Annotated in this window: 16 protein-coding genes; 3 read left to right on the top strand and 13 right to left on the bottom strand. The window is 58.0% G+C overall.

What is annotated here, in order from left to right; all coding sequences use genetic code 11:
• Positions 1-82: 82 nt before the first annotated feature.
• Genes HDF10_RS02835 through HDF10_RS20750 form a run of 3 tightly spaced genes read right to left on the bottom strand, consistent with a single transcriptional unit; the run spans position 83 to position 2,020 of the window.
• Positions 83-1,144 (bottom strand): VWA domain-containing protein, encoded by a 1,062-nt coding sequence (locus HDF10_RS02835; RefSeq protein WP_311732644.1) that lies wholly within the window; start codon positions 1,142-1,144, stop codon positions 83-85.
• On the bottom strand, positions 1,141-1,752 hold the full coding sequence (locus HDF10_RS02830; RefSeq protein WP_260177570.1) for a molybdenum cofactor biosynthesis protein MoaE: 612 nt from the start codon (positions 1,750-1,752) through the stop codon (positions 1,141-1,143). The genes HDF10_RS02835 and HDF10_RS02830 overlap by 4 nt, the downstream gene beginning before the upstream one ends.
• A complete protein-coding gene (locus tag HDF10_RS20750; RefSeq protein ID WP_260177569.1) occupies positions 1,742-2,020 on the bottom strand; it encodes a MoaD/ThiS family protein in 279 nt (92 codons plus the stop codon). The genes HDF10_RS02830 and HDF10_RS20750 overlap by 11 nt, the downstream gene beginning before the upstream one ends.
• Before the next feature lie 241 nt (positions 2,021-2,261).
• On the opposite strand from HDF10_RS20750, the gene HDF10_RS02825 reads away from it, so the two are divergent.
• On the top strand, positions 2,262-3,149 hold the full coding sequence (locus tag HDF10_RS02825; protein WP_183810238.1) for a GGDEF domain-containing protein: 888 nt from the start codon (positions 2,262-2,264) through the stop codon (positions 3,147-3,149).
• A gap of 216 nt (positions 3,150-3,365) precedes the next feature.
• Here HDF10_RS02825 and HDF10_RS02820 read toward each other — a convergent pair whose 3' ends face one another.
• The 5 genes from HDF10_RS02820 to pheA form a co-directional block, all read right to left on the bottom strand.
• Complete coding sequence (locus HDF10_RS02820) at positions 3,366-3,782, bottom strand: hypothetical protein (protein WP_183810236.1); 417 nt, start codon at positions 3,780-3,782, stop codon at positions 3,366-3,368.
• A gap of 124 nt (positions 3,783-3,906) precedes the next feature.
• Entirely contained in the window at positions 3,907-4,335 is a 429-nt protein-coding gene (locus HDF10_RS02815; protein ID WP_183810234.1) for a dihydrofolate reductase family protein, read from the bottom strand.
• A gap of 258 nt (positions 4,336-4,593) precedes the next feature.
• Positions 4,594-5,139 (bottom strand): DUF488 domain-containing protein, encoded by a 546-nt coding sequence (locus tag HDF10_RS02810; protein ID WP_183810232.1) that lies wholly within the window; start codon positions 5,137-5,139, stop codon positions 4,594-4,596.
• A gap of 265 nt (positions 5,140-5,404) precedes the next feature.
• Entirely contained in the window at positions 5,405-7,855 is a 2,451-nt protein-coding gene (gene lon, locus HDF10_RS02805; RefSeq protein ID WP_183810230.1) for an endopeptidase La, read from the bottom strand.
• A gap of 346 nt (positions 7,856-8,201) precedes the next feature.
• On the bottom strand, positions 8,202-9,020 hold the full coding sequence (pheA, locus tag HDF10_RS02800; protein ID WP_311732643.1) for a prephenate dehydratase: 819 nt from the start codon (positions 9,018-9,020) through the stop codon (positions 8,202-8,204).
• 166 nt (positions 9,021-9,186) lie between these two features.
• Here pheA and HDF10_RS02795 point away from each other — a divergent pair, with 166 nt between their 5' ends.
• Together HDF10_RS02795 and HDF10_RS02790 are read left to right on the top strand one after the other, a co-directional pair.
• The gene (locus HDF10_RS02795) at positions 9,187-9,336 is read left to right on the top strand and encodes a lmo0937 family membrane protein (RefSeq protein ID WP_121472057.1); all 150 of its coding nucleotides are present in this window, start codon (positions 9,187-9,189) and stop codon (positions 9,334-9,336) included.
• A 51-nt stretch (positions 9,337-9,387) separates the two neighbouring features.
• Positions 9,388-9,723: a CsbD family protein gene (locus tag HDF10_RS02790; protein WP_183810226.1), complete on the top strand. Its 336-nt coding sequence runs from the start codon at positions 9,388-9,390 to the stop codon at positions 9,721-9,723.
• Between the two features lie 48 nt (positions 9,724-9,771).
• On the opposite strand, the gene HDF10_RS02785 is transcribed toward HDF10_RS02790, so the two are convergent.
• From HDF10_RS02785 to HDF10_RS02765, 5 genes are all read right to left on the bottom strand, one after another.
• Entirely contained in the window at positions 9,772-10,638 is an 867-nt protein-coding gene (locus HDF10_RS02785) for a UbiA-like polyprenyltransferase (protein ID WP_183810224.1), read from the bottom strand.
• Positions 10,639-10,707: 69 nt separating this feature from the next.
• On the bottom strand, positions 10,708-11,556 hold the full coding sequence (locus tag HDF10_RS02780; protein WP_260177568.1) for a BON domain-containing protein: 849 nt from the start codon (positions 11,554-11,556) through the stop codon (positions 10,708-10,710).
• Between the two features lie 47 nt (positions 11,557-11,603).
• Positions 11,604-16,001, bottom strand: a complete 4,398-nt coding sequence (locus tag HDF10_RS02775; RefSeq protein WP_183810222.1) for a translocation/assembly module TamB domain-containing protein — start codon at positions 15,999-16,001, stop codon at positions 11,604-11,606.
• Positions 15,998-16,804: a peptidylprolyl isomerase gene (locus HDF10_RS02770; protein ID WP_183810214.1), complete on the bottom strand. Its 807-nt coding sequence runs from the start codon at positions 16,802-16,804 to the stop codon at positions 15,998-16,000. Before HDF10_RS02770 ends, HDF10_RS02775 begins: the two co-directional genes overlap by 4 nt.
• Complete coding sequence (locus tag HDF10_RS02765; RefSeq protein ID WP_311732642.1) at positions 16,805-19,999, bottom strand: POTRA domain-containing protein; 3,195 nt, start codon at positions 19,997-19,999, stop codon at positions 16,805-16,807. It lies immediately after the preceding gene.
• Between the last annotated feature and the right edge of the window lie 115 nt (positions 20,000-20,114).

Genomic DNA, 20,114 nt, shown 5'->3' with positions numbered 1-20,114 from the left:
TCCCGTAGACCCTCAGCCCTGGCCGTCATCGGCACCAAAAGAAGCACCGTTAAGAAAACTCGAGTCATATTTCGAAACATCGCTACCTCGCATCCGCGTAGTATCCACTCCGATACCGAAGGTCATACTTTCCCTTCAACTCAGCATCCGTCATCCGCACCTTGATCTGCCGAAACGAGCTATCCGTCCCACGCCGCGGAGCATAATACCCCAGCAGATACTGCGTCCGCAGGTCATCCGACACATGCGAAAACGCCGGCTCCAGATCCTTCGGGTCCACCACGTAGTAGTACTTCCCCCCCGTATCCTCTGCCATCTGAATCAGCGCATGCTCCCCACCCGTATTCCTCCCCGCATCCGCATAGATCGGCACAATGATGATCGAGTACACCATCGCCCCCGCCCTCTGCGCCTCCTCCAGCGCCTGCGTATAGCGCGCCCCCTTCACCGTATCCCCACCATCGGTGATCAGCACAATCACCCGCCGCCGTCCATTCGCAGCCGAGGTCCCCGCCAGCCGATCCGACGCCAGGTAGATCGCGTCATACAACGCCGTAGCATCTCCATGCTGAATCGCGTTCAACCCACTCTCAATCCTCTTCGGCTGATTCGTAAACGGCACAAGCTCCCGCACCACATCGGAAAACTCCATCAGGTCCAGCTCATCCTGCTCCCGCAGCAGCGCCCGCACAAAGTGCTTCGCCGCCTCCTTCTCCAGCCGCTCATTGCTCAACACGCTCTCGCTCGCATCCACCGCCAGCACAATCGACAGCGGCGTCGTAGCCTCCTTCTCAAACACCGCGATCTTCTGCAGTTTCCCATCTTCAAGAATCTCGAAGTCCTCCCGCCCCAGCCCACCCACCGGCGAACCCTTCGCATCCACCACGTTCAACGCCACATTCACCAGCCGCGTCTCCACCCTGATCGTAGGAAACCCGCCCGCAGGAGTTCCCGCAGAAGCACCATTCGCCTTACCGCCAGTCTCAGTCTGTGTCGCCACCACCGGTGGACTCTGCACATCTTCCGGATCCTTAGGCGCCTGCGCCCCCACCGCCGGAGGAGGCTGCCGCACCACCGGAGCCTGCGCCAGCAGATTCCCCCGCACCAGCACCAGCCCAACCACAGCCCCGACCAGCACTCTCACCGACCGCCTCCACCCTCAAGCTTAGCCACAGAACCGGGTGCCCCATACATCGCTTCTGATGTATGGGCATCGTCCGAAGGACGACCGCTCTCCTCCCCAAGCCCATCCGCTCCTGCCAAAGTCCCAACCTCAGAAGAGTCGCCAGCCTCGCTGACTCGCTGTCTCGCTGTCTCGCCAACTCGCTGCTCCTCAGGAAACGGCTCCCCATCCGCCCACACCGCCCCATCCACAAACTGTTCCTTCTTCCAGATCGGCACCGTCTTCTTCAACGTATCGATCAGCCACCGGCAAGCCTCAAACGCCGCTCCCCGATGCGCCGAAGCCACCACAATCAGCACGCTCGTCTCCCCCACCACCAGCCGCCCCAGCCGATGCACCAGCGCCACATCCCGTACGCCAAATCTCTCAATTGCCTCACCCGCCAACCCCCGCATCTTCTCCAGCGCCATCTCCCGATAGGCCTCATAGTCCAGATACAGCGTCTTCCTTCCCCGCGTATTATCCCGCACGATCCCGTCGAACACGCACACCGCGCCGTCCGCACCATCCTTCATCTCCGCCGCAATCTCAGCCGACGGAATCACCTCATCTGTAATCTCAACCCGCATCGTGCCCCTCAAGCCTGCCCTCAACTCCCCCACTCACCGGCGGCAACAAAGCCACCTCATCGCCATCCTTCAACACATCCACACCCCGCGCATACTCCTGGTTCACCGCCACAGCCATCGAATCCCAGACTCCCGCAGCGCCCACAGCGCGCCCCCTGCAAGCCGCAATCAGATCCGCCACCGAGGCCTCATCCGCCAGCTCCACGTCCTCACCACTCCTGCCGAAGACATCCTTCAGCACTCCAAAATAAAGAACCCGAACCCACATATCCCATCAGAATACGCGAGCACGAGTCTTTGACGTCCAGCCAACCTCAACATCACTCCCCAAGCAACAACGCACCTCGCCGCGAAGGTATCCGCACTTCGTATGGATCGATCTGGTCCAACCGGTCCCCCTAACCGCTGCGATAGCCTCACTTGCCCATCATCCTTTCAAGCAAAACGAGACGGACCAACATCCACGCACCTTTTAGCATCAAATCTCTATCAACCCGCCGCACCATCTCATGACCATTCCAGCTATCCCAAACCTGATCATTCAACTGATACTAGCCATCTCCATCGTTTTACTTTTTTCAGCCCTCCTCCCCATCCGCTGGCTCTGCGCGATGCTGCCTCGTGGCCGCGCCCGTTCCACCTGGCGCGCCATGGCAGCTCTCCTTACCCTCGCCGCCGCCGGTGTCGCAGTCTTTCTCTGCATCAACACCAACGACGGCCCAAACCACTATGAAGACTTGGTCGTCACACTCGTCTTCCTCGCCGCATCCATCTTCGTTCTCACCGTTTGCACCCTCGCACTCCATACCGCCAAGGACCTCTCGAAGATTGCGGACTTGGAATTTGCAGCCATCGTCGACCCCGTCACCGAGCTCTTCAACCGCCGTCACATCATGGCCCTTCTCGACGCGCAGTGCCAACACTCCAGCCGGCACAACTCCCCCTTCTCCATCCTCCTGATCGACGTCGACAACTTCAAAACCATCAACGACACCTTCGGCCACCGCACCGGAGACACAGTGCTCAAAGAGCTCGGCCGTGTCATCGCCCACATCATCCCCGACTCCAGAAACATCGGCCGATACGGCGGAGAGGAGTTCCTCGTCATCCTTCCGCAATCCGCCTCCAGCGAGGCCTGGCGCATCGCCGAAGACCTTCGAGCGACCGTCCAATCCACAACCATCGCCGGCGACAGAGCCCCCATCAGCTCCCCCACCATCAGCATCGGCATCGCCACCGCCTACGGCTGGAAGGAGACCTCCGAAGACCTGATAGAGATCGCAGACGAAGCCCTCTACTCCGCCAAAGCCGCAGGGCGCAACTGCGTCTGCCACGCCTTCGAATCTTCAGGAAGACAACTTCCGTCGAAGTTCACCGTAGTCTCAGCAGCCCAATAACCGCCATCACGCCACCGGCTCACAGCTGCAACGGCTCATAGTGCAGCAGCACACTCCCATTCCCAAACACCCGATGCTTCGTCAGCTTCAACCTCACCTGCTTCTCCAATCCTTCGAACATCGTCTTACCCCCACCCAGAGCCACCGGACCACCGCAATCTGATACTCGTCAATCAGCCCCCCACCCGCCAGCTGCGCAACGATCGTCTATTGAGGTTATGGGGCCGGTGTGCTCCAACGCTTGCCAGTGTTGGAGATACCGAGCATGGCAGAGGTGTGATTGTCGTTTGTTATGACTAACCCCCAGCCAACCATAGAATCTGAGTGTGGATCTGTATCGTCCAGTACCAGGTGCCCAAGGCTCAGACGTCCTCGACCAAGACCGGAAGCACTCTCAGGAATGGCAAAGGAGAGTCCTGTACTATACAGTGCGGCGGAAGAATCCCCGTGATCGTCAAATAGCACAAGTTCCGGTAGTCCCTTGCCGTATTTCCCTTGCAACCGAAAAGCGCCACGAAGGTTTCCTTCGTCATCGACCAGTTCTATGTTCCTGGCGCGAACCGTATCGCTGGCTTCGTGCTTGATGTGCCGATCCACAATCAAGGTAGCCAAGACAGATAGAACGACGCTCAAAACCACAGTTGCTGCTCTTCGTATCCACATTGCGTATAGCCTCAAAATAGGCACTTCCTAGCCGTTCTTCGTTGCCATGGCTTCTTGACTGTCTACTTTATCCACGGATTGGGGCAGCCCGCCATCAACCACGTTGTAATTTCTTCGGTATTGGATCCGCAATTGTCTGTCCGTCATAAACTCCATAAACTGGATTCTGCGCGAAAAAGCCGAGATTATACTGGTCCAGAAAGTATAGTCCCGGATCGCCCTTCACCAGCGTCGTATTCTTCCACCCCGCCATCTCCATCGACCGCGAAAACACCGCCTTCTTCGCACTGTTCATCCTCTCCGCGACCTCAGGCATCATCGCCGTTGCGGTGGATGTCGGCCAGAAGCCGGCCATCAGGTCATACGTCTTCCTGCCAAACAGCATCAGGCTGTCTCCCTTCGCGTTGCCCTGCGTAAACTCGTTCCACTCCTTATCCTGCTGGCGCGCCCAGCTCATATCGCCGTTCGCGTCCGCGATATATCCATCCAGCGAAATCATGTTGAACACCATCACTCTGCGCATCTTTCTCTCCTCCGATCATCCTGAATCTGATCCAAAGTTTGAACGGGATCACTCAAACAGTCATGCTTCGCCCCAGATGGTACCTTTAGCTGCCGTCGTCTGTCTGTTGTCATTCGCAGCGCAGCGAAGAACTCCCGCCCCGTCTTTTTGCTGTTGCCTTTGTCTTTCTTGTTCTCATCCCCGAAGGGGATCTGCGTTGTCTTTCTTGCTGTCATCCCCGAAGGGGGATCTGCGTTGTCCTTTCGAGAAGACTTGCGGTCAATCCCCAGGAGCAAACAAAGTAGCCTCACCCGGATACCAGACCCGCCCACCCTCCACCCGCGCAAACTCCGTCATCTCATGCACCCTACGCGAACTCCCACCGTCCGGGGTCACAAAGAGATCCTCCACCTCCCCACCTCGAGCCAGCACAGCATCCCCAATCAGCGACCGGTGGCACCGCCACGGCACCGCCTCCGCACACATCACCGCCGCAGTCCCCAGATCCGGCAGCCCCAGCAGCCAATCCATCTCCGCCCCAAACTCCGGCGTCTGCATATAGTCCGCATACCCCCGAAAGCTCTCGTTCCGCCACCCCGTATTCACGCTGTCCCTCCTCGCCGCCCTCCGCCCGCCCAGCCCCACCCGCCAAACCCCGCGAATCCCAACCCCCTCCAGCGACGCAAACAACCTCTCCTGCCCAAACTGCGGATACCTCTTCGACCCCGGATACCGCCGCACATCCACCAAAGTCGAGCAGCCGTTCTCCCCGAGCGCCCGCAGAAATGCCCCCAGCTCCAGCGTCGAGTGCCCAACCGTCATCATCCCAGCCTCCCCATCCCGCCACCGCAAAAAATAAACTTCAAAACCGCGTCACTTTTTTAGACGCCAAAAACATGACGGCTAAATCACCACGTCAGCCACGCAAATCACCACATCGACACCACAAAAACACCACACCAAAACACCCATTTTTCGCAAAAACCCCTGCAAAAACTCGCCCTCCACCACAAAACAAAAAAATCTCCCCAAAACAGAAAAAAGGCGGCCCGGCAAATCGCCGAACCGCCCACTTTTTTCTCAATCCACCTTACACCGAAGCGTGAAGGACCTCTTCGCGAACCACCTCATCCTCGGCCTTCTCCGCTCGAGTCTTCGGCAATGCAACCGCCAGGACATCCTCAATCCGCGTAGCGTAGTGCAGCGTAACGCCCTCAATCTGATCCGGTGTCAAGTCCTCATCCACCTGCTGCTTGCAGTCCGCCGGCAGAATCACATCCCGCACGCCAGCCCGCTTCGCTGCAAGGAACTTCTCCTTGATTCCGCCAACCGGCAGCACATTGCCGCTCAACGTAATCTCGCCCGTCATCGCCGTCAGCGGATGCACCGGAGTATCCGTCAACAAACTGACAAGAGCCGTAGCCATCGTCACGCCAGCCGAAGGACCATCCTTGGGAATCGCCCCCGCAGGCACGTGAATATGCAGATCCACGTCCTTGGTAAAGTCCTCATCGAGCCCTAACGACGCGGCATTCGAGCGCACCCAGGTCAACGCAGCCTGCATGCTCTCCTTCATCACATCGCCAATCTGACCCGTGATTGTGAACCCGCCCTTGCCCTTCATCCGGTTCGCTTCGATGAACAAAACATCGCCGCCCGCCGGTGTCCATGCAAGCCCGACCGCAACCCCGGCGCGCTTGGTCCGCTCCGCAATCTCGGTATCCACGCGCACCTTGATGCCGCCAAGAAACTCGTGCACGATCTCCGGAGTAATCACAACCTTCTCCTTCTGACCCTCCGCAATCTTGCGCGCGACCTTGCGGCACACGGTCCCAATCTGCTGCTCCAGCTTGCGGACACCAGCCTCACGCGTGTAGTGCCGTGCGATCAGATGCACGCTGTCCTTCGGAAACTCAATCTGCGCATCCGTAATCCCGTTCTCTTTGATCTGCCGCGGAATAAGGTATTTGATGGCGATATTCACCTTCTCCTCTTCCGTGTAACCGGTCAGCTCAATGATCTCCATACGATCTAGCAGTGGTCCGGGAATCGTATCCAGCTGGTTCGCCGTGCAGATAAACAACACCTTGCTCAGATCAAACGGCTGATCGAGATAGTTGTCGCGGAACGTATTGTTCTGCTCCGGATCGAGCGTCTCAAGCAACGCACTCGCAGGATCTCCCCTGAAGTCGCGCCCCAGCTTATCGATCTCATCCAGCATGAACACCGGGTCCTTCACCTCAACCCGCTTCAGGTGCTGAATAATCTGCCCCGGCAGCGCGCCGATGTACGTCCTCCGATGTCCGCGAATCTCGGCCTCATCATGCATACCGCCCAGCGAGATGCGTGAAAACTTGCGATCCAACGCCTTCGCAATCGACCGGCCCAGCGAGGTTTTACCCACGCCCGGAGGCCCGACGAAGCAGAGAATAGGCCCCTTCATATCCGGCTTCAAACGCCGCACCGAAAGGTAGTCCAGAATGCGATCCTTCACCTTCTTCAAGCCGTAGTGATCCTCATCGAGAATCGCCTTCGCCTTCAGAATGTCCACCTCGCCCGAAGAGGTCTTCGACCACGGCAGCACCGCCAGCCACTCCACATAGTTCCGCGTCAGAGAGTAGTCCGCAGCAGCAGGATTCATCCGGCTCAACCGGCCCAGCTCCTTCAGCGCATCCTTCTTCACTTCCTCCGGCATCCCGGCCGTCTCAATCTTTTCCTTTAGATCGGCGATGTCCTTCTGCGTATCATCCACATCGCCCAGCTCCTTCTGGATCGCCTTCAACTGCTCGCGCAGGTAGTAGTCGCGCTGCGACGACTGCACCGAATCCTGCACCTCGGTCTGGATCTTGTTGCGCAACTGCTGCACCTCAAGCTCCTTCGCCAAGTGCTTGTTGATGCGCTCCAGACGAGCCGATACCCCCGGCGTCTCCAGCAGCTCCTGCTTGTCCGTCGTAGTCAAAAACGGCAGCGACGAAGCAATAAAATCCGCCAGTCTACCGGGCTCGTCGATATTGATCGCAATGGTCTGCAGATCATCGCTCAGCGTAGGCGACGACGTCACAATCTGCTGAAACTGACTGACCACATTCCGCTGCAACGCCTCGGCCTCAGGTGTCTGCTCCGGCTCCACGTCGGCAATCACCTCATACTCCGCGGTCATAAACGGCGCCAGCTGCGCAAACTCGCCAAGGTGGACCCTCTCATTGCCCTCGGTAAACACGAACAAGCTCTGGTTCGGCATCTTGACGACCTTGTGCACCGTCGCTCTGGTCCCGGTCGCAAACAGATCCGCAGCCGTCGGAGCGTCCTGCCGCGCATCCCGCTGCGCCACCACCAGTATGGTCTTCTCCTCGCCCAGCGATTGAATCAGCTGAATCGAGCTATCGCGCCCCACCGTCAGCGGAAGCACCGCATGGGGAAACAGGACCGTATCCCGCACCGGCAATACGGGAACAGGACGTTTTCCTACCACTTCAGCGCCCGACCCTTCGCTGGTTTTGGTCGCCGTCGGTTGAATCACACTTACAAAGTCGCTTGGCATTGAGTGTACCTCTATCAGATTATCCACTATTCGATGCAGCAAGTCTTCGTCTGGTCGCAAACTATGCCCCTCTCTCCGGAAAACGTGTCTCTCCACATTCCGTCATCGGCCATAACCCCATTCGCATCAGTGAGTAACTCTTAAAAGGGGAATTCCGAGGCTCAATTCCAAATGAGATCCAGCCATCAGGCCCACGGCCAAATCCTCAGCTACACCCTAATGTCGGCTTAACCCGGGAGGACGGATTGCCCTGACATCGCCTCCCACAGCTCAGTATTGGGCATACTACGCCTCCCCCTACCCCTGCGCCACTGCCATCGCAACGCCAAACCAGCAGTATCACCGCCTAAGCCGCCCGATACCGCCCCAGCACCTTCACCATCCGGCAGTGTTCCCGCAACGCAGTCAAAGCAGCCTCAGCCTTCTCCGCCGAATCGAATCGCACATCGACATAGAAGACATACTCCCAAAGGCTCCCCGGAACCGGTCTGGACTCGATCTTAGTCAGATTCACCCCGGCCTCCGCCAGTCTCTGCAACGCGGCCACCAGCGTTCCGGGGCGATGCTCGATGGCAAATGCTAGGCTCATCTTGTTCCCGTCCCCTGCCGGCTCGAAAGCCGCATCTTCACGCCGCACCAGGTGAAACCTCGTGTAGTTCTCCGCGTGGTCCTCGACCCCCGCCACCACTACCTCTGCGCCATACTCCGTTGCCGCAAGCACAGGCGCGATCCCCGCCACATCCCGCAGACCCTCCCCCATCAGTCGCTTCACACTCCCAGCGGTATCGTAGAAGGGAACTACCTCCCACTCCGGATGGGACGCGAGAAATCTCCGGCACTGCGACAACGCCACCGGATGCGACATCACCCTCCTTATCCCCTGCAGCATCACACCCGGCATCGCAATCACGTTGTGTCGAATCCTCAGCAAGCTCTCGCGCTCAATATGCACCGGAAGATCCAGCAGCAGATCGTAGTGTTCAGCAACCGATCCGTGCAGGCTGTTCTCAATCGGCAGCACCGCCGCATCGACGTCACCGGCGATGACCTTCGCCAGCACCTGGGCCGACACGGTACAAGCGATAATCTCTAACTCCTCGCGACTCCCCAGCATCTCGACGGTCGCCATGTGGCTATTCGAGCCCAACTCTCCTTGAATCGCCACTTTCAATCCAAATACCCCGCATATTCGTTTTTGTTTGATTGCTATTTTATTCCCACTGGCAACCCACTCATCGAACCAGGCAACTTACCACAAGACGGGCCTGAGTTTTTGAATACCATCACAGCGAACCGGGGACGCAAAACCGGCAATCGTCTAGGAGAACTAAATGCTTTGGACAATCACGATTATTCTCTTCATCCTGTGGATTGTTGGGCTTGTAAGCAGCTACACCCTCGGCGGATGGATTCACATCCTTCTGGTCCTCGCCATCATTGTGCTCATCTTCAACCTGCTGTCCGGTAGGCGAGCACTGTAACCACCTCGAATCGCAGCCCTCCGTTTTACATGTAGACCCAAGGAGCAAACTATGAACACCGAAAAAGTAGAAGGCAAGTTTGATCAGGTAGCAGGCAAGATCAAGCAGAGCGTTGGCGAAGCTGTCGGCAATCAAAAACTAGCCAACTCCGGCGTAGCCGAGCAGGTGAAGGGTGCCGCTAAGGAGACTTGGGGCAACGCTAAAGACGCCGCGGCTGCTGCGAATGCGGATGCCCACGCTCGTGTTGACGTCAAAGGCGAAGACTATAAAGCCCGCGCCGAAGACACCGCTCACAACATGCGCGAGAAGATCGCAAACACCGCACAGAACGTCAAAGACAGCATGAACGAAAAGCTGGATAACTTCAAACGAGAGCACAACAGCTAAGCAGTAGCCATCAATCGTATTGGAAGGTCCGCCATCGAGCGGACCTTTCTATTTGCGCATCAACACATCCGCAGCAACAAACCCAAAGAACACCACCGAGATCACGCCGTTAAGCGTAAAGAACGCTGCATTCATGCGGCGCAGATCCTTCGGCGAAATAATCGAGTGCTCATACAGCAACAGGATTGCAACCAACCCAACCCCGAGCATCGCAATCCAACCCAACCCAAATAACTCCATCAGCCAACACAGCAGCAGAAGCATCCCCACATGCATCGCGCGCGCAATCCAGAAGGCCGCAGCTATGCCGAAGGCCTGCGGCACACTGTTCAGCCCCACCTTGCGGTCGTGTTCAAAGTCCTGGCACGCATACAGCACATCGAAGCCGCCCACCCAAAGCAGCACCGCCGCCGTAAGCACCACAATCCTGATATCCAGCGATCCCCTCACCGCAATCCACGCCGCCGAAGGCGCAATCCCCAACGCCAGCCCCAGCACAACATGCGACCACCGCGTCAGCCGCTTCATGTAGCTATAGGCCAGCACCACAGCCAGCGCCACCGGAGCAAGTTCCAGCGTCAGCCGGTTCAACATCGCCGCGCCCGCTACAAACAGCGCGATCGACACCACCACAAATCCAGCAACAAACCCCTTGCTCAGCGCACCGGCAGGTAAAGCCCTCATCGCGGTACGCGGATTCGTCGCATCCAACTGCGCATCCGCCAGTCGATTGAAGGCCATCGCCGCAGACCGCGCAGCCACCATGCACACAATAATCCAGCCCAGAACTCGCAGCGTCGGCCAGCCACCCGCCGCCAGCACCGCTCCCGTCAAGGCAAACGGCAGTGCAAACACCGAATGCTCCCACTTGATCATCTCAAGCGTTACAACCGTACTCTTCCACAACGATGCCATACTTCTATCGTAAAAGAGTTCGGTCCCGCCGCCTAACCGCACCGTACCGCCTGACACCACAAACCAGCTCTATTTAGCCGGCTTCTCCGCCTCACCCCCAACCACCTCCAGGTTGTTCACCACCTTGAACACGCCCGGAACACCATTAGCTCGTATATTCGCCACATCTTTGTCCGACTGGCTGTCCACCACACCCGACAAAGTCACATTCCCATTCACCACCGTGATCCGAATCGGTTTTGCCGGATCAATCGCATACTTGTTCAACTGCGGAAACCCATAAATCGACCGCGCCTCCGCCAGTCGAATCCGGTCATCCATCGGCGACACCGGCGCCACCTCCACGTTGTCAATCACATCCTTCACCCCCGGATAGTTCTCCGCCAGGCTCAACGCCGAGTCCTTATCCGTGGGGCCATACGCTGTGCCACCCAGAGTCACCACGCCCTTCTCGACGCCGATCGTAAACGCATTGAATGCCGTCGTCCCATACCCAACCCGGTCGTACGCCAGCTTCTCTGCGAGCTTATTTCGAAGCGTCACATCATCGACCTCAGGCCCCGCAACTTCAATTTGATTCTCAACGCCCTTTACATTCTGTCGGTGGTGGGCACGGTCATCCGCGTCGAGCTTCGCGCTGTAAAGCTCCACCGTCCCCGTCAACTTCACCACGCCATTCTGCACCGAACTCTTCACATCTTTGAACCGCTTGTTATCCAGAGCCTTCGTCACATCCGCCTGAATCTGCGCATCGTTTGGCCCCGATGCGACATTGCCCGGTGCACTCTGAGCCACCCCTCTCGATGCCCCGCCCAACATCGCCAGGCCGGCAAAACCCAACACGCCGACGCATGCAAAGTTCTTCATCCCGCTCATAGTCTTCCCTCCGGAGATCGTTAGCGCCACAATAAACGGCATCGCGCCGTCATCCACACTTTGTAAGATGCAGCATCTAGCTCAGCGCGCTAACGATACCTTCTCCGCAGCTTATAGACAATGCTGAATACACCCGACTCGTCTCGCGCCACCACAATCGAGTTGTCGTGATTCAAGTCATACTGCACCTGAATCAACTGCTGCGCCGAAGTATTCACATTCGTCGCAAACGTCGCCGTAATCTGCCGCGACAGCTGTTGCTGCACCGTAATCCTCGCCGATGACCCCCCCAGCGTCCCCACAAACGCCGGATCGATCTTCACGCTGCCCACGCCAAACAGCTTCTCCACCCGATTGCTGACCGTAGCATTCAACGCCCCACCCAACAACGCGCTGGTCGTTGGATCGGTTCCCTGCTGCACCTGCCGCTCCTGGTAGAGCTGCGCCTCCTCCTGCGTCCGCCCCAGCGCCAGCAGAGCAAATACATCCGACTCGCTCAGTGGCGGCTCCGACCGATACGTCGGCTTCAAGTTCGTCGAGGTTCCATGCAGCCCAATCGTAATGTCGTAGTTCTCCACCTGCGCCGTCGCATCCAGGTCGATGATCGGATCGATACGCACCGGATTGGTAAAGTAAATCTCCCCGCGCTGCAGTTGATACTTCGTCCCCGCAAACGTCGCGCTTCCTTCGTTGATCTCGATCCGCCCCAGCAACGAAGGCACCGCAGCTGTCCCGCGAATCTGCAGATCGACCGTCCCAGCCAGCTTCGCATACGAGTTCTGAAAATCAAGCTGCGGCGCACTCGTCACATGCACATCCAAACGAATCTTATTCGCCGGAGCATTCGGATCGGGCGGCGGACTCACTCCCCCCGCAGAGCCGAACGCCGCAAAATCCACATCAGCCCCAACGCCAAATCGCGTAATCAAGATCGTTCCACTCAACAGCGCACTATCCGGACTTCCCTGCAGCTTCAGATTCGCATTCGCCGTCGCGCTCAGCCCATACAGCCGCACCCTCACCACATCGCCGGTCGCCGACAGGTCCGCATACAACCCATTCTTGTAGCGAATAAATCCGCCAATCTTCAGCGTTCCTCCACCAGTCGTCGCAGTCAGGCTCTGCACCTGCAGCCGGTCGTCGTTGAACACCAGCGTGCCGTTCATATTGCTCAACCCATTCGGCACGCCATCGATCGCAACATTCACCTTGTCGAACTGAACCCTTCCCGTCAGCTCCGGATTCGTCACATACCCGTCGGCACCCACGGTGAACTCCACCTTGCCGGTCGAAATAACATCCGAGTCGAAAGTATGCAGCACCGTCATGCTCACGCTTCCGGTCGCCTTCACATCCAGCTTGCCCCCCTTCGGATCCGTCGCGCCAAACAGCTGTCCCGTCCCGCTCGCCCGCATGTCCGTATCTTGCCCCGTGATGTGAACCTGCTCAAGCGTCGCCACACCATCACGCAGCCCCACCCTCAAAGGTTCCGCCGCCTTCAGCTCCACTCCTTGCAGCTTCACATCCACCTGGCCGAACTCCGCCTCGCCAGTCAACGCCTTCGGTGTCTTCAGCGGCCCGCTCACGGTCGCAGTTCCATTAATCATCGACTGCGCCTTCATCGTCCCCGGCCCAAACATCCCGAGCGGCTTACCAATATCAAGACCCGCCACCGTCATCTTCGCCTGCGTCTGATAGTCGCCCGTCAGCCGGGTCTGTCCCGAAGCATCCAGCTTCGCCCCCACCAGGGTCGAGTCCGCGGTGAAGTACATCACTTCTCCCTGACTATGAGCCTCTACCGTCGCCTCGCCAATCGTCTGCCCCCGATAAGACACTCCGCTCAACGTGACCTTCGCCTTCAGCCCCGGCTGCGTCATCGTCCCATTCGCATCCGCAACCAGGTTCACCGTCCCATCAACATCGTTCTTCGCCTTCTCCACCGTCTCGAACTTCGACAGCTGAATATCATGCCCTTCGACATGCCCATGCATGTGCTCCGTACCCATGTCGTACCCGCCGCTACCAGCGATCTGCATCCCATGCAGCCGCAGCACAACATTGTTCGCCTCCACGTCCTTCCCCTGCACCGTCAAATCCACTACCGCCGACTCATACGGCTCCCCATAAGCCACACCGTTCATCAATGAGACATGACCACCCCCACTCAAACTCCTCAGCGTCCCCACCGCATGTCCGTTCGCCGCCACCGTCCCCGTCAGCGAAACCTTCTCCTCCTGTCCCACAATCTGCAACACGTCGACGACCTGCGCATTGGCCAGCTGCACCTTCGCATCCAGAGCCATCCCGTCGTCCCACAGATAAGTCACCACACCACGCCGCGACGTCACCTTCCGCGGCGCAATCTTGCCCTCCACATTCAGCACCGCGGTCCCGCGCTTGATCGTCGAACTCGCCACCACCACCCCGGTGTTCGGCGAATACTCCGCATCCGTCACCAGCGAATCAAGCAACACGTCAGTCGTTCCCAATGCAAACTCCGCATTCGTCGCCTGCAGATGCCCCTTCACATCTAGATCTGCAATCTTCCCCTTCGCTGTTCCGTTAAACTGCATCGCGCCATGCAACACAACAGGAATCGCCGCAGTGCCCCTCTTTCCATTTCCCTCCAGGTCCAGCGTCGTCAGCAGTTGGTTGTACTCCGACAGATCCCGCACCGTCATATCCACCCGCAAGTCAGTCAGCGGATCGCCTTCATTCACACCGAGAATCCCGGACGCTTCAAAGTTCGTCTGTGGCATCTGCAACGAAATCTTCTGAATCCGCACCGTCTCGTTACGCCCCGTGTAGTGCGCCAAAGCCTGCCCCGTCACAGGAACATCGTTCAACGCGCCGCGCCGTTTCACCCCAGTCGGCGCAAACCTCAGATCCCCATCCACCTCTACCGTATCCGCAATATTCTTCGCCGGACCGCCCCACTCCACCTTCACCGGCCCGCTCACAGCCGTATCAAATCCCAGATCACCATAATCCTCAGGTGCCGTCACATCCATAATGGTTCGCAGCGGAATCTTCGTAACCGTCGCAGTCAAATAGGCATGCGCGGTTTGGACTAGCGGCACCTTTGCCGTCTCGGCAACTGGAGCCTTCGCCCCAATCGACTTCGCCGTGGTATTGGCCGTCGTTATCGCAGCCTTCGTCGAGGACGAGCTAACCGCAACATCCTGCGGCGGCACCTCCCCTAGCCAGTTCACAATCCGCAGCTCACCCGACGCGCTGCCTCCGCCAGGCAGATATCCGGTCAACGCCGTCAACAACAACTCCGTAGGCGTCACATGCAACGTCCCACCGCCATCGATATCGTGAAGCCGCACATTCTCATTCCGGTAAGCAGCCTTGTAAATCTTCGCTGTCCCAGCCAGAAGATATCCAGCCACACAATCCGGATCAGGCGGCAACGGCCGCGGCGGCTTCGTCGTCTCCGCTGGATGGCTCCGTCGCCAGAACGGTGGATGCTTCTGCGCCACCGCAGGCGAGGTCGTGCAGTTATGCCCATTCAAATCCAGGTCCACCGTCCCTGCATTCAAACCATCCACATCGGCAAGCACCGAGATCTGCTTGATCTCCATCGTTCCCTTCACGGTCGCCTGCCACTCCGGTTTGGCAAAATTCTTGAAGTTCCCCGTCGCATTCAGTTTGGAACTCTTGCCTGTAGTTAAATTCAACCGCTGCAGCTCAATCGCGTCTCTTCCCAGCTCCATCGCCAGGCTCAACGCCGACTGCGCCTCCACCTGCTTGCCCATCTTCGTCCGCAGATCCTTCATGTCGACCGTCGCGCCATAGCGATCCGTCGACGCGATGTAGTGCACCTCCGCATCCAGATCACGCGCAGCAAGATTGAATGGAATCGCCTGGTTATTAAACAGTGCCACTCCATTCGACACCACTACCTGTTGCGCCTTCAGATCAAGCAACGTATCGGTAACCGAAGTTTTACTTGTGCTCGGATGCTTCGGCACGGGCTGATTCGTCTTTCCATCCTTATCAACAATCAGGTGGAACTGAGGATGCTCCACCCCAAGATAGTTCAGCCGCACATGCGACGAAACTCCGCTGCCGGTCACATGCGTGAAGAAGTCGAATATCTCGACCCGCAGCTGAACCTTATCCACCGCAAGATAAGGAGCCTCTCCCGGCCCCTCGAAGCCATGAATCACCAGCCGGTCAGCCTCGACCGCAAGATGCCAGAGGTCGAAGCTGATCTTCCCCAGCTCCACTCTTCCGCCAGTGGCGTCCTCCAGAACCTTAACTACCTCTTTGCCAACTCTTCGGTTGAAGTCGTTCGTCCTCGAATACCACGCGAACACTACGAACAACACCACCACCAGCACCACCAACGCAGTCACGGTCCAGCCGATCCAGATCATCATCCGCTTCGCCAGCGATCGCTTCACCTTCGCAATCTCGCCGGCAACCTTCGCCTCGATCTCCTCTTTCTTCTCGCTGAGTTTTTTCTCCAGGTCGCTCATGGCGCCACCTCGCCTGGATTCATGATCTTCACGCTGCCCTGCACCCGCAGCGACTTCAGCCAATCCACGAGCAGCGCCCCCACCTGCTGCTGCAGCAGCACCTCTTCAATTCTCTTCGAGATCGTATCCAGCTTGGGCGGAGCCACATTCCGCGTCGCATACTCCGGCGCCATTCTCTTCTCGTAAAACTCCTTGATCTCGGCGTCCGAAACCTTGATCCCATTCCGAAACCGCACCTCAATAAACTTCAGCAGCTGCATCCGCAACCGCCACCGTTCGCGGAACTCATCCACCGTAAATCCGTGGTCGCTAAGATACTTCTTCCAACCGTCATCGGTCTCGCAGTGATACTTCTTGCAGTCGGGAATATCTTTTCGCAGCATCGTCAACTGGTCATCCAAGTCCTTGTCGGAGACTGCATCTTCCGGCTCCAACTCCGCCTGCTGCAAGATCAAATCGCGATCGATCAATCGTTCAATCGTGCTCTCCCGCGAACGGTCCCCCGCAGTCCTTCGATAAGGCTGAATATCCTCAAACCGCCGTTCTTCATCGACATCGCTCTCCAGAATCACATCGCCATTCACCACTGCAACCACACGATCCAGCACCACACCCTGCTGCGCCGCAGTACCAGACACATCACCAGGCGTAGCGGCAGGCGAGGAGCTCGCAGCCCCCGTCTGAGGCGTCGCCGTCTGCCCTCGAGCAGTCTGCAAAAACGCCCCGACCTGCCCACTCCCCCACGCAGGCGTCATCGCAAACGCAACCAGCAGCAACCTCGTAGTGTGACTCATCCAACGCATCTAGAAGCTCTCTCCAATGCTGAAGAAGAAGTTGAAGTGCGAAGCCTGTCCCTCATGCGGAGGGTTATTGTTGAAGTCATAAATAATCGGATACACTGGCGGATTAAGGTTATAGCTGAAGTCCACACGAATCGGCCCAACCGGCGTCCTGTAACGCGCCCCCAACCCAACCGCATGTGAAAAATAATTGAAACTGCAGGTCCCGATCATCCCTGAAACATTCGAACAAGTCCCCTTGTCCGGCTGATGGAACCGCGTAAAGCTCGGAAACATATCCTTCGCATTCTGAAACACATTGCCCATATCGTGAAAGATCACAAAGTTCACGTTATTGCCCACCAGAGGCAACGTCTGCGGCGGCAGTCTGAGCTCAAAGGTATTTACGAACGCAGCCGATCCACCTACCGGAAAGCCGGTCTGCAAGTCCCTCGGTCCCGCGCCATTAATCGGAAAGCCCCGATGCGAATTAGCACCACCCGCATACAACCGTTCCGGCAGCGGTATCGCATTGCAGCTCGGATTCGTCGTCAGCAGTACACCCACGCAGGCATCACTTCCGGCATTCGGATTCGCCCCTGACGCCCGCTCATATCCGATTCGCGTCTCTCGAGCGAACACATACTTCAGCTTGCCAAACTGGTAGTACGTCGAGTTCGTTCCATCCAGCTTCCAGAAGTCCGTCTGGGACCCAAACTTCGACGAAGCCACAAAGCCCTGCACCGTCGAGTACTGTCCCTTCACCGCGTCCAGCGGCCCCGGCGACCGCGTGTCATGAAACCAGGTCACACTCGGCCCCCCCACCCGCACCGGCTGCGACAACAGCGGAATCAGATCCGCCGACACCTGCAGGCTGTTCGGATTCACCTTCACCCGTCGATAGAGAAAGTCATAAATAAACGTGTCCCGCCGCCGAAACTTCTCCGTAATGCGAAAATCCCCCTGCAGCGTCGACGCCTGAAACGTCGTAATATCCTGCACGTTCGAGTAGCCGCCAGAGATCGCCGCACTAAAGTTCTTGCTCCCTCGCAGATGCGGATTCTGCAGCGTCAACGTCGCCACCTGCTCCAACAATCCATACGTCGTGTGCAGCGTCAGCGAATCCTCCGACCCCCGCAGATTAATCCTCGACACATCCAGCGAAACCCGTGGGCTCACGCCGGGCTTGCCATCCGGAGACAGTTGGTTACAGGGATAGGTCAGTCCAAGCTGGATGCACGACGCCTCCGAGATCGTCCCTGTCTGCGGTGTTCCCAGTGCCGCCTCGAAGCCGAATCCGTACGTCACGTTCCACCGCTTTGCCTCCGTCAGCTGCAACACCACATTCTTCTGCGGAGCGTCTCCCGCAGGATTCTGCACCGCCGCTACCACCTCATTGAACAACGCGATGTTGTAAAGATTCCTCTGTGTCTGCAACAGTGCCGTCTGGTCCAGCGGATCCCCGGCGTGCACCAGAATCTGCGATGCCACAACACTCGGCCTCGTCTTCTCCACCCCCGAAAGCAGCACACGATTCACAAACACCTGCTGCCCCTCGGTCACGTTCAGCGACACATCCGTCTTATCCGCATCCGCCGTCTCCTTCGTCTGCCTTATCTCCACCTTCACCTGGTCAAATCCATTCGCCAGGTAATACTGCAACACCGTATCGCGATCGCCCGATAGCGTCACCAGCGAAAACGGCTGGCCTGCCTGCGCATTCATCAGGCCCCGCACATTCTGCACTCTGGTCGAGCCCACTCCCGTCAAATCAACCTTGCCAAACTTCTGCTGCGGACCTTCAACAATGGTGAAGGTCACAGCGATCTCCCCCACCTTCATCTTCTTTCCGTTCTTCGCGGTCGTAACATCCTTCACATCCGTCGTCACCTTGGCCTGATCGAATCCATTCGCCCGATACAGCGCCTGAATCGCACTCACATCGCCCGACACCAGCGCCGGACTATACCGCCCACTCCGCTGATACGCATTCGACTTCTGCACCCGCATCCGCTCCCGCAGCAGATCGTCCGTGAAATATTTATTGCCCTTCAAATCCACCGCCACTACCTTGTGCTTCACCCCGCGATCCACCGTAAACACCACCTGCTCCGCCGTCGTGCCGTTCCCCACCACCCTCACATCCACCTTTGAGTCGAAGAATCCCTGCTGCTGTTCATAGTCGCGAATATTGAACACACCCTCGTTCAGCAGGTCGTTATCAATCGTCCCCTCCTCGAAGATAGGGACCAGCAGATGCAGGCGGCCCGTCGAAATCTTCGCCCCCTCCACCGACACCTTCACCTCCGGTCCCTGGGTCGCATGAAACTCATAATCCACCTTGTCCCGCGCGTCATCGTACGTCTGTTTCTGCAGCGAAACCGTCGCCTCCAGGCGATTCTTCTTCTGATACAACTTCCGCAGCCGATCCAGCGCATTGCTCGTTGTATCCCGCCGCACCTTGCTGTTCTCCTTCAACTTCGACTTCTTGCGAAACTCCTCCGGCGTCAACCCCGTGTCATCGCCCACCAGTTTTATCTGTCCCACTCTCGCCTGCGGCCCAATTGCAACCGTATAGGTTACATTTATCTGATCGCCCGCCTCATCGATCTCCGACTTCACCGCGACCGTCGGCTCGTAATACCCTTGCTGCTGCAGAATCTCCTTGATCCCCGTAGTCCCCGCCGGTATCTGCGCATCGGTAAACGCAGTCCCGGGAGAAAGCTTCGTAGCAAACTCCAGCAGCGACGTCAGCCGTTCGCTCTTCACCCCTGCGATCGTCACTCGCCCCACGTAGTACCGCGCCGCCCCCGCAAACACCAGCGTCACCTGGTCTCCCTGGCGAATCCCTCGAACCGAAATATCCCGATACCGCCCACTCGCGAACAGCCGCCGCAGACTCGCCCGCACCTCCTGCGGATCCAGTGGCACCCCAACCTTCTGCGACAATTCCTTCGGCAGCGTATCGGTCGCATCGAACGTCACGCCCTCAAACAAGATCTTCTCGACGACGAGACCCTTCCACTGCCACACCGAAGTAGTCAGTCCCGCACCTTTTTCGTCAACCGAATCCGGCTTATCCTCAACCGGTTTTGTCTGCTGCCCCTGCGCAGGAGTCGCTCCACTCGGCACAGTGTTCGGAGTACGCACCGGAGTCGATGCGGCCGGGACCGCCTGCCCCAAAGCCGCACCCGCCATCAACCACAAACCAAACCACACAGCCGCAGCCCCACGCCCGCACCTTACCCACCGTGGTATTCGCGCGCGACCTCGAAGCACCTGACCCAAAAAACCACCCATCATTCCTTATCTAATTTTTACGGAGCCCGACAAG

The sequence above is a fragment of the Tunturiibacter empetritectus genome, from assembly GCF_014201375.1.
Taxonomy (GTDB): domain Bacteria; phylum Acidobacteriota; class Terriglobia; order Terriglobales; family Acidobacteriaceae; genus Edaphobacter; species Edaphobacter lichenicola_D.
This window is presented reverse-complemented; position numbering and strand designations above follow the sequence as displayed.